This is a genomic window from Flavobacterium sp. FlaQc-49 (assembly GCF_044005985.1).
Taxonomy (GTDB): Bacteria; Bacteroidota; Bacteroidia; order Flavobacteriales; family Flavobacteriaceae; genus Flavobacterium; species Flavobacterium cupriresistens.
The window spans coordinates 16144-32281 of sequence record NZ_JBIPCS010000015.1; the positions used below are offsets into that span (position 1 = coordinate 16144).

General features: G+C 33.5%; 13 protein-coding genes. 10 read left to right on the forward strand and 3 right to left on the reverse strand.

Annotated features, from left to right (window positions below; all coding sequences use genetic code 11):
• Nucleotides 1-26: 26 nt before the first annotated feature.
• Genes ACHRV3_RS20930 through ACHRV3_RS20965 form a run of 8 tightly spaced genes read left to right on the forward strand, consistent with a single transcriptional unit; the run spans nucleotide 27 to nucleotide 7412 of the window.
• On the forward strand, nucleotides 27-461 hold the full coding sequence (locus tag ACHRV3_RS20930) for a type IV pilin protein (RefSeq protein WP_395435512.1): 435 nt from the start codon (nucleotides 27-29) through the stop codon (nucleotides 459-461).
• A 1-nt stretch (nucleotide 462) separates the two neighbouring features.
• The gene (locus ACHRV3_RS20935; RefSeq protein WP_047778719.1) at nucleotides 463-945 is read left to right on the forward strand and encodes a prepilin peptidase; all 483 of its coding nucleotides are present in this window, start codon (nucleotides 463-465) and stop codon (nucleotides 943-945) included.
• Nucleotides 945-2351: a GspE/PulE family protein gene (locus ACHRV3_RS20940; protein ID WP_230002826.1), complete on the forward strand. Its 1407-nt coding sequence runs from the start codon at nucleotides 945-947 to the stop codon at nucleotides 2349-2351. The genes ACHRV3_RS20935 and ACHRV3_RS20940 overlap by 1 nt, the downstream gene beginning before the upstream one ends.
• Before the next feature lie 4 nt (nucleotides 2352-2355).
• Complete coding sequence (locus ACHRV3_RS20945) at nucleotides 2356-4260, forward strand: type II secretion system protein GspD (protein WP_395435513.1); 1905 nt, start codon at nucleotides 2356-2358, stop codon at nucleotides 4258-4260.
• Nucleotides 4260-5447 carry a hypothetical protein gene (locus ACHRV3_RS20950; protein ID WP_395435514.1) on the forward strand — a complete coding sequence of 396 codons (1188 nt, stop codon included), beginning with the start codon at nucleotides 4260-4262 and terminating at the stop codon, nucleotides 5445-5447. The genes ACHRV3_RS20945 and ACHRV3_RS20950 overlap by 1 nt, the downstream gene beginning before the upstream one ends.
• Entirely contained in the window at nucleotides 5440-5964 is a 525-nt protein-coding gene (locus ACHRV3_RS20955; protein WP_230002829.1) for a hypothetical protein, read from the forward strand. Before ACHRV3_RS20950 ends, ACHRV3_RS20955 begins: the two co-directional genes overlap by 8 nt.
• Nucleotides 5948-6901: a hypothetical protein gene (locus tag ACHRV3_RS20960; RefSeq protein WP_395435515.1), complete on the forward strand. Its 954-nt coding sequence runs from the start codon at nucleotides 5948-5950 to the stop codon at nucleotides 6899-6901. Before ACHRV3_RS20955 ends, ACHRV3_RS20960 begins: the two co-directional genes overlap by 17 nt.
• A gap of 1 nt (nucleotide 6902) precedes the next feature.
• A complete protein-coding gene (locus tag ACHRV3_RS20965; RefSeq protein WP_131701559.1) occupies nucleotides 6903-7412 on the forward strand; it encodes a hypothetical protein in 510 nt (169 codons plus the stop codon).
• Nucleotides 7413-7616: 204 nt separating this feature from the next.
• On the opposite strand, the gene ACHRV3_RS20970 is transcribed toward ACHRV3_RS20965, so the two are convergent.
• From ACHRV3_RS20970 to ACHRV3_RS20980, 3 genes are all read right to left on the reverse strand, one after another.
• Nucleotides 7617-9710 (reverse strand): M56 family metallopeptidase, encoded by a 2094-nt coding sequence (locus ACHRV3_RS20970; protein WP_395435516.1) that lies wholly within the window; start codon nucleotides 9708-9710, stop codon nucleotides 7617-7619.
• Entirely contained in the window at nucleotides 9707-10069 is a 363-nt protein-coding gene (locus ACHRV3_RS20975; protein ID WP_047778711.1) for a BlaI/MecI/CopY family transcriptional regulator, read from the reverse strand. The genes ACHRV3_RS20970 and ACHRV3_RS20975 overlap by 4 nt, the downstream gene beginning before the upstream one ends.
• Nucleotides 10070-10377: 308 nt before the next feature.
• Nucleotides 10378-14625 carry a hypothetical protein gene (locus ACHRV3_RS20980; protein ID WP_395435517.1) on the reverse strand — a complete coding sequence of 1416 codons (4248 nt, stop codon included), beginning with the start codon at nucleotides 14623-14625 and terminating at the stop codon, nucleotides 10378-10380.
• A 434-nt stretch (nucleotides 14626-15059) separates the two neighbouring features.
• Between ACHRV3_RS20980 and ACHRV3_RS20985 the strand changes: the two genes are divergently transcribed.
• Entirely contained in the window at nucleotides 15060-15239 is a 180-nt protein-coding gene (locus ACHRV3_RS20985) for a hypothetical protein (protein ID WP_047778710.1), read from the forward strand.
• A 193-nt stretch (nucleotides 15240-15432) separates the two neighbouring features.
• Nucleotides 15433-16125, forward strand: a complete 693-nt coding sequence (locus ACHRV3_RS20990) for a hypothetical protein (protein WP_395435518.1) — start codon at nucleotides 15433-15435, stop codon at nucleotides 16123-16125.
• Nucleotides 16126-16138 lie beyond the last annotated feature (13 nt).

A 16138-nucleotide genomic window follows, 5' to 3' on the forward strand; every position in this document is an offset into this window, starting at 1 on the left:
GTTGAATAAAAATAAAAAATAGATATATGTTGAATAAGATTAAAAAATACCACGCGTTAAACAAAAAATTAAGCGTAAAAGCCTATTCTCTAACAGAAATTTTAATTGTATTGTGTATCATTGGTATATTACTTCTGATGGTGCTACCCAATCAAACCTCAGTAATTGGACAGGCAAAAGCCATTGAGGCACAAGCGATGCTTAATCAGGTTTATGGACTTGAAAAAAGTTACTTTTATAAGCATTCAAAATACTCCGGCAGTTTAGAAGAAATTGGTTTTGAACAGGAGAAAACGGTAGAAGAAGGCGGACAGGCGGTTTACCGAATCGAAATACTGGATGCTACAAACGAATCCTTCTCTGCCAGAGCAACTGCGACTTCTGACTTAGATGGTGACGGTAGTTTTAATACTTGGGAAATTGACAGTAAAAAAATATTAACTGAAGTAACAAAAGAATAAATTGAAAATAGCTTATGCCATTTTATTGCTTTGTTTGATTGTAATTTTTATTCAGGATTTAAAATACAGAAGAATACACATTGCGCTGCCAATCGTAATTTTCATTTTATCCTGCTTTCTGATTTTATCTAAAATTAAAATCTTAAGTACGATACTTATTTCTAATATCAGTTTCTTTTTAATTACGTTAAGCATTTTGACGGCCTATATGAGTTTTAAGGCTAAAAAGTTTTTAAATCCCTTCCAACATTATTTTGGATTGGGTGATTTATTATTTTACGTGGCCATAAGTCCTCTGTTCTTACTTAAAAATTACATATTGTTTTTCATATTGTCTCTTTTATTTGCCATTTTCCTGCAAACTGCATTAAAAAGATTTATGAAAGAAGAAACGGTTCCGTTAGCTGGATTTTCAGCCCTGTTTTTACTGATTGTACTGCTGAAAGACCACTTTATGTTTCTCCAAAAAATCACTTTTTTATAATGACACAAGATATCGTAATTCAATCTGACGTGCAACATATGGTCACTAATGACCTTGCCAATCAATATCGAATATTGCCAAAGTCTTACTTTGAAAATACTTTAGAATTGTATGTTGATAACTCGAACAATAATGAAGAGGCACAAGATGAGCTGGAGCTTTTTTTAGGAAAAAATATCGTTTTTCATCCTATACAAGCAGAAGAAATAGAAAAGGCATTGTCAATTTATTACAGAAAAGAGCGAGCATTAAACTCCAATAAATCTTTAAATGTTGACAAAGGCGATTTTCTCGAAAATCTATTACTTGAAGCTAAATCTTTAAAATGCAGTGATATTCATTTTGAAGTTTATGAAGATTCCTCCCGTATTCGTTTTAGGATCGACGGACAACTAATTGAACGTTACAAAATAGAACGTGATAATTACCTTGAATTAGTCAATAAGGTTAAAATAAAAGCCAAATTAAATATTACCGAAAAAAGACTGCCACAGGACGGAAGAATTACCAATGAATCCTTTGATATCAGGGTCTCTATTTTACCCACTTTATTTGGAGAAAAAATAGTGATGCGTCTTTTAGGTCAGGATGCCTCAAATATAGATTTGAGTACTTTGGGTTTACAAAAAGAAGAATTAGAAAATTACCTCGAAGCTGTAAAAAAACCAAACGGAATCATCTTAATAAGCGGCCCAACAGGATCGGGAAAAACCACGACCCTTTATGCTACCTTAAGATTATTAAACGACAGCCGAAGAAATATTGTTACGGTAGAAGATCCGATTGAATATACTTTGAAAGGAATTAATCAGGTACAATTAAAAGAAGATATTGGCCTGACCTTTTCTGCCGCTTTAAAATCGTTTTTACGTCAGGATCCTGATGTTATTATGCTGGGAGAAATTCGAGATTCGGAAACGGCACTAATGGCAATTCGGGCTTCATTGACCGGTCACTTGGTTTTATCAACGATACACACCAACTCTGCAATAGGAACAATCTCCAGATTAATAGATATGGGGGTTCCATCTTATTTAATTGCCGAAACTTTAAACCTTTCAGTGGCTCAGAGATTGGTTCGAAAACTTTGTGATCATTGCAAAAAAGAAACAAACTGCAATAGTAAAGACTTTCCCTTAAACTTTAAATTTCCTTATGACATTACTACGTATTATAAGCCTGTGGGTTGTAATACGTGTTTTCATACCGGATATAAAGGCAGGACGGCAATTTATGAAATTCTAACTATCGATCCGGTAATTACAGAAGCGATTAAAAATAACACAATCACAAAATTATACCACAACAATAAAGATTACAAATCTCTTCCTGAGAAAGCTTTTGACCTCTTAGCCACAGGGGAAACTTCTCTGGAAGAAATATATTCAATTTTAATAAACATATAAATAAATGCTTAAACAGGTTGCATACGTACTAGCTGCGTTATTTTTTACCACTATTATTTCAGCGCAGCAGGATATTGTTGAACTAAGTAAAAAATTTGACGAATTATCGATACAAAAAAAAGGACTGAATGAAACCATTAAAATTGATGTTTCAGGACTCGCTTTACATGATTTTATTGCTTCAATTGCCGAAGAACATCAATTAAATATTGATGTTGATACAGAACTAAATCAACCGGTAGCCAATAACTTTTTTGATGTAACAGTAAAAGATGTGTTGATACATCTTGTGCAGAAATATGATTTAGAAGTTAGCTTCACCAATAACATTATCATTTTCAAAAAAAGGAAAATTATTGCCGTCGTTGAGAAAAAACGTCCCAAATTTATTGATGTAAGTTACAATCCGGAAAATGATTTTTTATCCATAAAAATAGAAAACGATACTTTATCTGCGGTTGCAAAAGCAATTACTGACAAATCGGGGAAAAATCTAATTCTGGCACAGGATATAAAAAATATCCGAATCTCTTCTTATATTTTAAATCGTCCTTTTGATCAGGTTATCGAAATGATGTCAAAATCAAATGATTTATCTGCGATTAAGGATAATAATGATGTTTATTTTATACAAAAAAACACAGCCGCTACTGCCAGCTTACAAAGCAACAGCCCTAAAGCAAAACAGCCTAAAGCAAGCCTTGGAGTTCCTGGTTTTTATGACGTAAACCTCAACAAAAACGGATTTCTACAAGTAAATGCCTTTGTTGCAGATGCCGCAGATTTGTTGACTGAAGCAGCAGAAAAACTGCATATTAATTACTTTTTATACAACAAACCTGAAAACGAAAAAACAACGCTTTCGGCAGATAATATAACTTTCGATCAACTCTTGGAACATATTTTTAAGGGAAAAAAATATACCTATAAAAAACAGGATCATTTTTATATCATTGGTGAAGAAGCAACAGAGGGTTTGAGAATTACAGAACTGATTCAATTAGAAAACAGATCGATCGAATCTGTTATTAATACCCTGCCTAAACTCTTTTCTGAAAAATTAGAAATAAAAGAATTTATAGAGCTAAACGGGCTGATTGTCTCAGGATCCAGATCGATCCTTAATGAACTGAAAATCTACATGAAACAAATTGACAAAGTTGTACCAATGGTACAAATAGAAGTCATTATTGTTCAGTACAACAAATCATACGACATACAAACAGGATTAAAAGCAGGTTTAGACAAAATTAATACGCCTAAAACGAGTGGTGTTTTATTTCCAAACTCCGATGTCACGCTAAACGGGTCTTCGGTAAATAGTTTAATAGATGCTTTTAACGGATTTGGTCTTTTTAAATTAGGAAAAGTAACCTCATCGTTTTACTTAAACCTAAAACTCCTTGAAAACAACTCCGTTTTAAAAATAGAATCTACTCCTAAAATTGCTACAATTAGCGGACATGAAGCCAAATTATCAATTGGTGAGACCAGTTATTATTTTGAGCAAAATAACCGATTGATAAATAGTAATATCGGAAACGATATCCTAAACTCGGGAACATGGAAATCTACTGATGCCAATTTGAGTGTTTCTATTAAACCTCATGTCTCAACAGACGAAAATGTAACATTGACCATTGCGGTAGAAAAGAGTTCTTTTTTGGCCAGAGTTGGTGAAGATGCTCCTCCGGGAAAGGCTACACAAAAATTTGAATCTTTAGTACGCGTAAAAAACGGAGAAATGATTTTACTCGGAGGTCTGGATGAATTGAAAAAAGAAAATTCAGGAACAGGAACTCCCCTACTGTCAAGGGTTCCCGTTATAAAATGGTTCTTCAGCAGCAGGAAAAAAGCTAAAAATGATTCTAAGCTTCACATTTTTATTAAACCAACAGTTATTTACTAATGTTAGCGACTTTATCTAAATTTATAAAGCTAAATGACATAAATGTCGTTGGTGTAATTAAAAAAGAAGACTGCGAAGTTTACAATCTGCTTTCTATTAAAAAGAAAGCGAATAAGATTACTATTGTTTCCAAACAAACTTTTGAAAACTTTGAAATATTAGCCAAAACAACAGATAAAAAAATACCTCTTATAATTGTAATAGAAGGAAAAGGTGTTTTAAATAAAGAAATTAATTTTGAAAATGAAGCTGATGTAAATTGGCAGAAAAACATTGATTATAATACCATTTATTATACAGACATCAAAGGAGCAAATTCTAATTTTATCAGTTTTTGCAGAAAAAACATTGTAGAAGAAACTCTTTCCAAATTTCAGAAAAAAGGGTTCCAGGTTATAGATGTTTATATTGGTTCTTTTTTGGCAGCTTTATTAAACAATACCTTAAAAAAAGAAATACTGTTTTCAACTGATTTATCTTTAGAATTTGAGAACGATAAATTATTGCGTTTCACCAAGCAAAACGAAACGGTAAAAACGGTAGCCTACAAAATTGGAGAAGATAGTGTTTCTTCTACTTTTTTACCGCTTTATGGCACCATAATTCATTTTTTTGTTCAGCCTGACGGTGTTTCAAAAACGACCAATGAAACATTGAACAGTGAAGAACTTATTTATAAAAAAGCGTTTCATTACTTAGGTGTCATTATGCTTGTTGGTTTCCTTGTTTCATTATTAGTAAGCTACTTTCTAATACAATATTATGGTACCAAAAATGCAGAATTAAATCTACAGACCGTATATTCGAACCAATCGTATCAACTGATCTTGGATCTGGAAGCTCAAAAAGAAAAAAAACTGAATATCTTAAAAGAATCGGGTGTTTTATCTTCCAAGTTTCTTTCTTATTACGGTTATCAGCTTATAAAATCTGTTCCGTCTGATATTTCTTTAAATGAGCTAAACATTATACCGCTAAGCGGAGAATATAAAGAAAATAAAAAAGTTTTTTTTGAGAACAAAACTATCCTGATTAAAGGTGAAACTTTTCAAGAATCCTCTTTTAACAACTGGCTTGAAGACATAAAAAAAATGGATTGGCTACAGCGCTTTGAAATCATCAGCCTAAAAAAAGACAAAAAAAACAAATCAATATTCGAAATAAAAATAACACTGAAAAATGTTTGAGAATTATTCCTATAAACAAAAATTTCACGCTTTGATAGTGCTCTTTTTTATGCTGTCTTTTACCGCATATAAAAGATCTTTTCATACTTTATTTGATGTGATTACAGAATATCGAATACTATCAGAAAAAGCAGACAACATTAATAAAAAAGCAAAAAACACAAATGGTCTCACAAGAGATCTTGCCTATTTAGATAAAATAATTGGAAAAGAAGGCGTATCAAAAGAAATGGTACAACAAGGTATTATAAGTTTTGCTTCCGAAAACTCCCCAGGAATCTCTATAAGTGATCTGAAACCCATACATAATTTTCCTGAAGATGATTATCATATTATTACCAATCAATTAGACGTAACCGGCAACAGTAATCAGCTCTTAAAACTAGCTTATGATTTTGAAAAAAAATTCAATCTTTCCAGAATAGTCAGCACGAGTTTCTATACAACCAAAAATAATAATAAATCCGAAGTTTTACATTTAAAAATGATTTTTCAAAACTATGAAAACAACAAATAAAATTATACTAGTTCTTTTGTCATTCCTAACCTATTCCTGCGAAGATATTCTTGAAGAAGATATTAGCGACGATACGGTTCAAATTCTTTCACCAACAAATAATTCTGAAATTGAGAGTAACGTGGTCAGCTTTAAATGGAATAGTCTGAAGGGTAGCGATAAATATCGTATTCAGGTATATGGATCAGATCAAATATTGATACTTGATTCTTTAACTACAAAAACGGCCATAACTTTACCTTTAGAAGCTGGAGATTATGTCTGGAGGGTAAGAGGAGAGAATTATGCCTATGAGTCTATTTATTCTTTTCCCTCTAATTTTTCGACCACAATTTCTAAAGATTTAAGCAATCAGCAAGTGATCTTGAAAAGTCCTGAAAATGATAGATTTGTTAATTTTATTAATGTGACTTTACATTGGGATGCTCTTAATTATGCCAGCAGTTATAATGTAAAAGTTGTCAATACAGTAACAGGGCGAGAAGTATATTCCAATCCTAACATAACGGATACCTCTATTACGCTCAATTTACTAACACTGGAAGATGGAAATTACGAATGGCGATTAAAGGCTAAAAACATTGATTCGGAAACAAAACAATACGCGGCACGAAAATTCAATATCGATACCACTAATCCAAATCAGCCAAAAAATATTTTGCCTGCTGATAATTCAACCCAAACAATCAATTCGAGTATGAACTATACCTGGAGTATTCCAAATGATGTGGGAAGTGCAAAATCGCCAATTTCATATATAGTGGAATTTTCCAATGATGTCGATTTTAATATAATTATGCTAACTCAAAACAGCGATTCGACAACACTTCAACAATCCTTCTCTACTGCAGGGGTTTATTATTGGAGAATAAGAGCAATTGATGGCGCCGGAAATGTTGGTCCAAATAGCACCAAATTTAAGTTTACTGTTAAATAAAATGGTAAAAAAGAAAATAAATATAATTCTAATTATAGCCGTTCTTGCACTTTGGGGAACGGTTGGTTATAGAACGATTAATCGTCAGTTTTCCAGTAATGAGGTTTCTTTGGAGAACGAGAGTCAACTCAAGAATATAACCCTCAATCAAATTAACAAAGATACTTTTGAATTAGAAAAAATAAATCGAGATCCGTTCTTAAATAAACAATTTCAAACTACTCCAACTGTTGTCACCAGAAAGGTAATTTCGAATTACATTCCTGTAAAAAAAACAACTGCAGCTGTAGTTCCAAAAATAGATAACAGTCTCAAATGGCCCGTGTTGTCTTATCACGGATACATTGTATCTAAAGAAAGAAATGAAGATTTGGTCTTGCTTAAAATTAATTCGAAATTATGTCGGTTAAGACTTAATGTTCCTTCAAATGGGGTATTGGTTAAAAAAAATTACAAGGATTCTATCGAAGTTTATTTCAATTCACAAAGTAGAATTATTAAAAAACAATAAATCTTTGCTTGGGGTTTAACCGCAAGGAGTACTATTATAACATGGATTTCTTAAAAGTCTTCTGATTTTTTGATTCAAAACAAAAGCCCATTCCTTTCGGTTCGGGCTTTATTGTATTTGAGTTGTAGTCTTACACCTCAACTGTTTTTTGTATTTGGTCTAAACATGCAGACCTAAAGTAAGTAACGAAATTTGTGGTCTGTTTTATCTGCCAACAATAGCTTTTAGTTCTACATACTTTTCAAGGTTTTTAAAATTATGCCCTTTTTCTTTCATCGATTTGACAAACTGAGGCGAAGCTCCCATCGCTTTTGCGGCAATAACATCATCCAGATTCAAATCACTAAATCCCAAGTCTTTGTATTGTTTGATTAAATCGGCTGTTATATTCTGTGATTTCAAAGCAAATAAATCATCCGGTTTGATATTTTTATAACCTGCTTTTTCGATATCATTTATATATTTCGCCGTAATATTCATGGATTTTAAAGCAAACAAATCGTCGACTTTGATGTTTTTGTACCCCATTTTTTCAAACTCTTTTACGTATTCCGGAGTAATATTTAAGGATTTTAAAGACATCAGTTCATCGTTGGAAAGATCATTGTATCCTAATTGTTTAAAGGAATCCACAAAATCTTTATCGATATCCATTGATTTAAATCCTATAATATCATCCTCGGTTATCTTACCCGAATTTCCTTTATTAGCATCCTGAAAATCGGCAATATATTTCCCGTCAATACCCTGAGATTTTAAGGCAATGAGTTTATCGGCACTAATATCTTTATAGCCTGCTTTGCGAATTTCGTCGATAAAAGCTTTATCAATTCCCATTGATCTAAAAGGAATTAAATCTTCCAAATCAAAATTTACAAGCCCCGATTCTTTGATAGAAGTTACATAGTCTTCATTTACGTCTAAAGCTGCCAACGGAATCAACTGATCTTTATCTACATTTTTATAACCGTTTTTCTTCAGCATTTTTACATAAGAGCTTTTTAAATTTACGATAAAAAACACCATCAGGTCTTCATCATCTGCAACTTCAACTCCTTCTTGAGCCATTTCTTTACTGAAATTTTTATTGGCAACAAATTTATAGGTTCCCATTCCGGTTTGTCCTTCAAATTTTCCGATAAAATTCATGGTTCCTGCTTCACGTGTTATGGTGAACTCGCTTTTTTTGTCCATTGCCAATCCTTTCAATTCGCTCAATTGAAAAGTCGTTGACGAACTATTATCGCCGTCGTTTTTGAATTGGATATTTACCGTATTGCCTTTGATAGTAGCAAACCAGTTTCCTTCTGTTTCCATTCCGTTCTGAATGTTCGACTGTGCTTTAGATTCTTTCTCTTTTAGATCGGAATTTAAAGTCTGACTTTGCGCTGCCGGTTGATTAAAAAGGCAGGCAAACAATACCAATAAAGGCACCAGGAAAAAATATTTCCAGGTTGTGTGTACGTTTGATTTTTTTGAATTCATCATAATGATTCGTTTTTTGAGTAATGATTGATTATAGTTGGTTGTAAGACTCAAAGGAAACTGTGGCGCTGCTACTTTGAGCAGGCTAAACTGATAACTTTCTTTTTCGACTGTGTTCTGTTCTAACATTTTGTTGTCTGTCAAAAATTCGAGATTGCTCTCCAGTACTTTTCGCCACTGCCAGGCAAATGGATTAAACCATTGAAAAATAAGAACTACCTCAGCCAGTAAAAGATCAATAGTGTGTTTTTGCTGCACATGAATTTTCTCATGCAACAAAATCTGATTGTACGTATCCCACTCGTATTTTTCGGGATTGATAAAAATCGTATTCGCAAACGAACAAGGTGCTTTGTCGTCTTTTATCTCGACAATCCTGAATTTACCATCCTGAATGACCGATAAGGAATAGGATCGATATAACAGTACAACGGCCTGCATCAAAAAGTTAAGTCCAAAGATTAGTACGCCAAACCAATACAAATAAACCAGCCATTGTAACATTACCTCAACATTAAAGTGCTGTTGGGTTTGTTCCACCAAAACTTCCTGAACGGGTGGTGCTGCTTGTTTCACTACAGTTGTTGTTTTGTCAACAGCAACCTTAGCTGCCGGAATAGTTGTCAGTACAGTATCTTTTCTAAATGAGAATTGATGTGGTACGGGAAGCAACGGCAAAATAAAAGCCACAAGCATACAGCCCAACAAAACAAATCTATTGAGATCAAAGAACGTTTCTTTCTGCAGCAGTACTTTATAGAATACAAAACAGGCAGAGAGAATCAGGGCGGTGTATAAGATATAAGGTATCATACTTTTCCTTTTTTAATGATGCCAACTATTTCATCCAATTCATTCTCGCTAAGCTTTTGCTCCTTGGCAAAAAAAGCAAGCATTCGGGGATACGAATTATCAAAATATTGACTAACGATATCTTTTAAAGCAAATTTCTGATATTCTTCTCTACTGACTACCGGAAAAAAACAATGCATGTTTCCTGTAGTTTCATGATTCAGGAATCCTTTTTCTTCCAGAATCTTGACTATTGTGGCTACACTGTTGTAATGTGGTTTGGGATCGGGTAACAATGGAATTACGTCTCTAATGAAGGCTTTGTTCAAATCCCAATAGACCTGCATGATCTGTTCTTCTCTTTTGGCTAATTTTATCATGGTTAAATCTTTTCACAAATATAACTACTAATTAATTAGTAGCAAAACTAATTTATTAATATTTAAACTAATTTGTTAGTTATTTTTAGCTATGGGGATTTAACCGTAAGGATGGCAAGGGGTTACGCAAGGGTCGCAAGGTTTAGTTATAGCTTTTCGGTTATTTTATAGCCATGAATTAATAAAGGGACTGTCTCGTTAAAACTACGACACAGTCCCTTTGTTAGTAAATGTTTTTATTATTTATAAATCTTTTAGTGTAATTTTATTGATATCTAAAATTTTAATCCACATTATGATCCTTTTTTTTATTGTTTTACCTCAACATGTATTGCACCTTCTTTCGAATCATGAACCAGCTTTTTATGTGCTTTAAGTCCTGGAAAAGGATGTATAATTTTAGTCACAGCATCTATCCTAAGTAAACTTTGTATAAAATCTAATTTATTAATTAACCCTCGACTAAAAGAAACATCAACAATATTGTTATTTTTAAAAACCTCTTCTGGTACGCAATGCTTTGAAACTAATTCACCCAATTTATAAAGTGCTGTTATTTTTTCAGCCATCAATTTCAGGGTTTCATTTTCAGATTTTCCTTTTTTCACAGAATCATTATATAGCTTAACTACTTTTCTACCCGGTTCTGCATATCTAATATGATTGCCAGATGACTCATTATCATACATCGCTTTGGCTTGTTGCATAGGATTTCTAATTGTACTGGTTATGATTACCGATTTATTTAGGGAATCATTGGCCGCATTTTCTAAAACTGTTATCGTCTTATTACTAATTTGATTAATTCGCTCTTGTGACAAACCACGATCAAACGTAACAATATTACTGTGCTTTCTTTTTACCTCGCCTACTTTTGTACTCTTGTCTATTTTTATCATTTGCTCAAAATCTTCAGCATCATTTGCTATTGACCTGGCTTGATCCTTTCCATTAATAACTTTTCTGGCACTAACATAATCCGTTTTTGACTCATTTACATACTTGCTGATACTAACACCCGTAAAAATACCATTGTTCATTCCCCAAATCATAATTTTGGCAGCAATTTTTGGCTCCATTGCCTTATCAGGATAGTTGACTAAATCTACACCAAACTGGTCTTTCATCTTTACATAGTTATTTTTCCATGTTAATTGCACATAACCTCTACCGGAATATTTTACTCCATCTCCTTCTTTTGTATTCCCTCTTTCAATTGCCGTTTTTCTTCTTTTTTCAGTATTTGCCAAAATCGGATCGTACCTGTGATAGGTTCTTTCTCTTGAAACTTTATCCTTTATCCAAAAACTTTCTCTTACGGGTTTAAATGTTTTAAATGTTTCCGTGTAAACCGTAGCAAGCATATAAGCTACCTGTTCTTTTAGTGGCACTAATTTTTCTAACATAAAATATTCATTCATGTCAGTCAACAACACTTTAAGATTCGCTTCATTTTCTCCTTTGTATTTTTCCAGAAAATAGGCGATATCAATAGCATTTTTGCTACCTCCTTTCGAGTCATTCTTCATAGAATTTGTAGCCCCCACCACCATATTCACTCCTTTATAAGTTAAATGTTTCGTAGAATAACCTTCAACTCCCACATAATAACTCATTTTTTCTCCATTTTTCGATCCTTCAGGACGTTTTATAGAGAAACTTGTTGCCGCCACACCTGCTGCATTTACTTTTGCTTTATTCGAAAAAACCGCTTTTTCTCCCACTTTGTGAGCGGTTAACACAACCTCATCACCAATCATATTTTGGGTTTTAACGACTATAGTCAAGATGGTGCCTTTCGCATTAAAAGAAATTTCATCTTCTGCTGTTACCCTATTGCCATCGTATCTGAAATAAGCGTCAATGATTTTTTTCTCAACGCTAACACGCAATGCTACATCTGTTTCTTTATAAGCAGGTTTTTTAAATGGATATAATTTTCCTTGTTGCATTCCTTCCAGTTTAAACCCTACATTGGCCGTTTTTCTGTTTTGGAATCCGATTTGTCTCTTAAAATTAGAATCAAATTTTATTTCTTTAAAAATCTCGCCATTTTCGTTTGTTTTTACATCACAATAGTGATTCGTTTTAATCGTATTCAAATAGAAATAGATCCTAACAATCTGATTATTGTAATTAGGAATAGTTGCCTTTATCCAATTGCTTTCTCCCGCAAAACCAGATGTTCCCTTTTTACTACCATTACTGTACGCCCAACTTGCCTCTGTTGCTTGCGGATATTTCACCTCTATTTTACAAGTTGAATTCGATTTACCTCCCTCTTTTGTGCTACTGTTACTGTAAGCTTCAATAGTAAACTCTCCTTCTAAATTAGGAATAGGAAAAGCAAAAGATTCTCCTTTAGCTAAATATTGCTTTTTGGCTTGATTATTTTCTACTTGCAATGTCAAGCCATTCGGAATGTATACTTTATTGTTTTTATCATAAACCAGCCATTTTACATTTTGCTTTTCCTCGAGAGTAGCCGGAATTTTAAATGTTTTAACTTTGAATTTGGCTTCCTGACTTATTGGTTTCAATAGATAAATATTCTTTTCACCCCCTTCTTTTGTTATAGTGTCAACAAAATTCTTAATCGTTTTAATACTATAATTTTTGCTCAAGACGTACTGGTCTTTACTCGATACTTTAATAGTAAATTCACCCAAATCAGCCATAACAAGTTTAATAGTACCTGTTGAATCTACTTCTTGTTCTTCTGAAATCGTACTTACTTTGTTGGCATTTGTATACACTACCTGATAATAAAGTTTTAGCGGATTTAATGTTTTTACTTTCGTGTCTTTTAAAGCGACTTTAAATAACTGTGCTTCTGCAGAAGGTCTTGTAAGTTTGTCTTTAATAACAGCAGGAGGGGTAATTAAAATTTCCTGAGTAATTATTTCTACTTCTACAAAAGCAGATCCTTTTATCGTTTTAGTATTGTTTGCTCCGGGCCTAAATCCGTATGCTTCTATTTTATAAGTTCCTGCTTTGTCAAAATTATAGTGAAACGAAGTTCCTTTGTCTGCAAAAACAATTCCTTTGTCCTTTTTGTTTTTACTGTTATAAACAATCCAGTTTATGTTTTCTTTCTCATGCAGACTTTCATATATAAAGGTTTCATCAACGAAAAATTCGAGACTTTCTCCTGTAATAAAAGAAATTGCTTCTGCATTTTTAATTTTCACACCTCCTTTGTTTACGCCACTTCCTTGAATGTCTTCTATTTTTCTCAGGAATACGTAGACCTCTTCTCTTCCAATTGATGCATATAGTTTGTCGGCACTTAAATTCGGGTATATTTTGGTTTTGGAAGTTATTGTGATGGTATTCGGTAAGGCATCGAGCCCTTCGACTTCTTTTAGCAATAAGAAAAGTTCATCATATTGCTCAAAAAGGTTAGCAACGTTAATACTATCATCGCCTAATTGTTTTTTAATCGTCGTCCAACGCTCTTTACTTCCTTTAGAAATTCTCCCATGCAATATATTAGAGTCAATTGCTTTAATCATTTTTTTGCGGACAATGTCCCAATTAAAGTTTTGAGTTTCTATAACCTTTTGATTGGATTGTTTCAATAAGGCATACATTTCTGTAAATAATGTATGCTCCGGTTTACCATCAAAATCTGCTGCAACGTCTCTTTCCTCAAAAGCTTTAGCAATACCCGTCCAGTACGTTATCGCAACGGTATCCTCTGTTACAGTCGCGATCGCTAATTTCTTTTTAATTGCTGCTTTTATAACTTCTAATGTTGGTTCGCCCGTGTTTATTTGCATTTTTTGCGGTACCGCCACGATTTGTTGTGCTGCCACACTAGCATAAGTTTGAGTCGCCAGACCACTACTTAAATTTGGAATGCTACTTGCAGCTCCTGATCCCGGAGAAGTATTGCCTGTTGATGTGGAAGAACTCTTAGTCATTCTGCCTGTAGTATCAACAGCGCCTCCTCCGGTTGGAGTGGTTAAAGTTTGTTGTGCTGTCTTCGTAGTCGAAGAAGTAGTGCTCAATAAATTTGGTGAAATGGTAGCTCTTTCTGCCGTTGCAGTTTGATGTACGCTGGTTTCTGAAGAAATAGTTTGTTTATTATCCCTTCCCAAAGTTGTTTTAGCAGTATTTGATGAAGTTCCTGAAGAAATACTATTAGCAGTACCCCTTCCTACAGTTGTCACAGCATCATTTGACATCGTTTCCGAAAAAGTTGAAGAAATACTATTATTGGTAGTCTCTCTTATAGTTGATGCAGTAAAATCTGGCTTTGCCTCCTCAGAAACCGAAGGAGTAGTGCTAATCGATGTAAACGAATTTTGGTTCGTTCCGACAGTCGTATCGGTAGCGCCTCCTTCGGTTGAGGCATTGGAATTGTTTAAAATAGCAGCAGCCTCACGAGATTTTTGCTCCTCCCATTCTTGTACGATATCTTTTTGCTGGCTCATCTCTTTTGAAACTTTGGCCAACTCTTTTAGAATGTCTTTAGTTAATTGTTCGGAGCTACCTATAGCAGTACTGTCTTCTATTGAAATATTGAAATTGTGAATGGCATTTTTACGCATGGCTAGAGTATTTTTCTGAGTGTAAAAGTACTATCAGAGTTCCTAATTTTAAAATTTCAATCCACTTGTATTCAGTAGTTTCAGCAGAAACAGAACTTACTGAAACTACTGAATACAGTGGTCTTTTTTTAGGTCGTTTTACATTTCTCTACCTTACTTTTACACCCTCCAATAACAGCTAATATGCTTGTCTTATAGGTAGCCGAAATTTCAAAATTTACCAAACCAATCTTATAAAACAGTCCAAGTCTCATTAGATACTAAATAGGGAAAACGAAAATTTTTAAGCATTAATTATTTCTCGTTCGCTCCTGTTTATGAAAACAACACAACAACCTCAGCAAAGGTTTTAACATTCTAAAATATTTACTGTATAAGGTGCAAGCTCACCTGCCATTACGTATTGAATCTCTTAATTATTTAAACTATAAAAAATGAAAAACATGATTAAAAACTGGAAAACAACAGTAACAGGAATTATTGTTGGAGGAGTAGCAGCGGCAGTTGCTTTGGGTTATATCACAACAGAAGTTGGCACACAAATAACAGGTCTTTGCATTGCTCTTGGCTTAATTGTAAGCAAAGACGGTGATCAGACCGGTGTAACAAAGTAAACGTATTTCCCAGGAGGACGGGAAGTAAAAAATAGTCCTCCATCAGTAAAAAAACATCAAATCAGTTGCCCTAAAAAAGGGAATACTACGCGGAAACCGATATCGTATTCCTTCCAAAATCAATTTCAGGAAAGTTTGACTTTCTAAAAAATCTACCATTTAATTACACTATTAAAATTAATACCAATACACTATGACGACAGATATCAAGACTATTTTAAGCTGGTTTAAAACCGGCAAAAAACCAACTGAAAAACAATTTTGGGATTCCTGGTTAAGTTTCTGGCATAAGGATGAACAGATTTCACAAAAAAACATAACCAATCTGGTGGATACCCTGAATAATAAAGTAGAGACCGATCTATTTGATAGTCACCAAACAGATGAAACAGCACATGCCCAATTATTTGCAAAAACTAAAATTGTCAAACCCGGAGAATTTATCGTTTTTAAAGTTGAACCAAATACAGCTGATTATTTAGAAATAGGTGACAGTGTGATTGGTTATTGTCAAGACAATTTCCTTTGTGAAGCAACGTACTACGGTGGAGATACCAGTTTGATGACCAGTTTTACCAAACTAAATAATAAAGTAGGCAGAATTGTATCATTCACTTCCAATGATTCAAGTAATGATGACTTTATCATTTATGAACTTAATAATGAAGTCCTGCTTAGATCTTTGAGCTGCGGTGCATATAGTGGAGTTTATCTAATGTATAAAAAACCGGGAGAACTCGAATTCTCAAACGCATGGTTTAATGGCACGTATCCGAAAACATGGGTGACCTGGTTTGAATTTACTACGGGTACAGTTATTAAATTAATAGATACGATTGGTGGCTTGGAGGATTCGGAAGAATTTACAATTGGACAACCGGAGTAAACCAGAGCAAAAC

Excerpts from the sequence above, each read along its gene's own strand:
- ACHRV3_RS20930 (WP_395435512.1), top strand. The coding sequence starts at position 27 with ATGTTGAATAAGATTAAAAAATACCACGCGTTAAACAAAAAATTAAGC.
- ACHRV3_RS20940 (WP_230002826.1), top strand. The coding sequence starts at position 945 with ATGACACAAGATATCGTAATTCAATCTGACGTGCAACATATGGTCACT.
- ACHRV3_RS20945 (WP_395435513.1), top strand. The coding sequence starts at position 2,356 with ATGCTTAAACAGGTTGCATACGTACTAGCTGCGTTATTTTTTACCACT.
- ACHRV3_RS20950 (WP_395435514.1), top strand. The coding sequence starts at position 4,260 with ATGTTAGCGACTTTATCTAAATTTATAAAGCTAAATGACATAAATGTC.
- ACHRV3_RS20955 (WP_230002829.1), top strand. The coding sequence starts at position 5,440 with ATGTTTGAGAATTATTCCTATAAACAAAAATTTCACGCTTTGATAGTG.
- ACHRV3_RS20960 (WP_395435515.1), top strand. The coding sequence starts at position 5,948 with ATGAAAACAACAAATAAAATTATACTAGTTCTTTTGTCATTCCTAACC.
- ACHRV3_RS20965 (WP_131701559.1), top strand. The coding sequence starts at position 6,903 with ATGGTAAAAAAGAAAATAAATATAATTCTAATTATAGCCGTTCTTGCA.
- ACHRV3_RS20970 (WP_395435516.1), bottom strand. The coding sequence starts at position 9,710 with ATGATACCTTATATCTTATACACCGCCCTGATTCTCTCTGCCTGTTTT.
- ACHRV3_RS20975 (WP_047778711.1), bottom strand. The coding sequence starts at position 10,069 with ATGATAAAATTAGCCAAAAGAGAAGAACAGATCATGCAGGTCTATTGG.
- ACHRV3_RS20980 (WP_395435517.1), bottom strand. The coding sequence starts at position 14,625 with ATGCGTAAAAATGCCATTCACAATTTCAATATTTCAATAGAAGACAGT.
- ACHRV3_RS20985 (WP_047778710.1), top strand. The coding sequence starts at position 15,060 with ATGAAAAACATGATTAAAAACTGGAAAACAACAGTAACAGGAATTATT.
- ACHRV3_RS20990 (WP_395435518.1), top strand. The coding sequence starts at position 15,433 with ATGACGACAGATATCAAGACTATTTTAAGCTGGTTTAAAACCGGCAAA.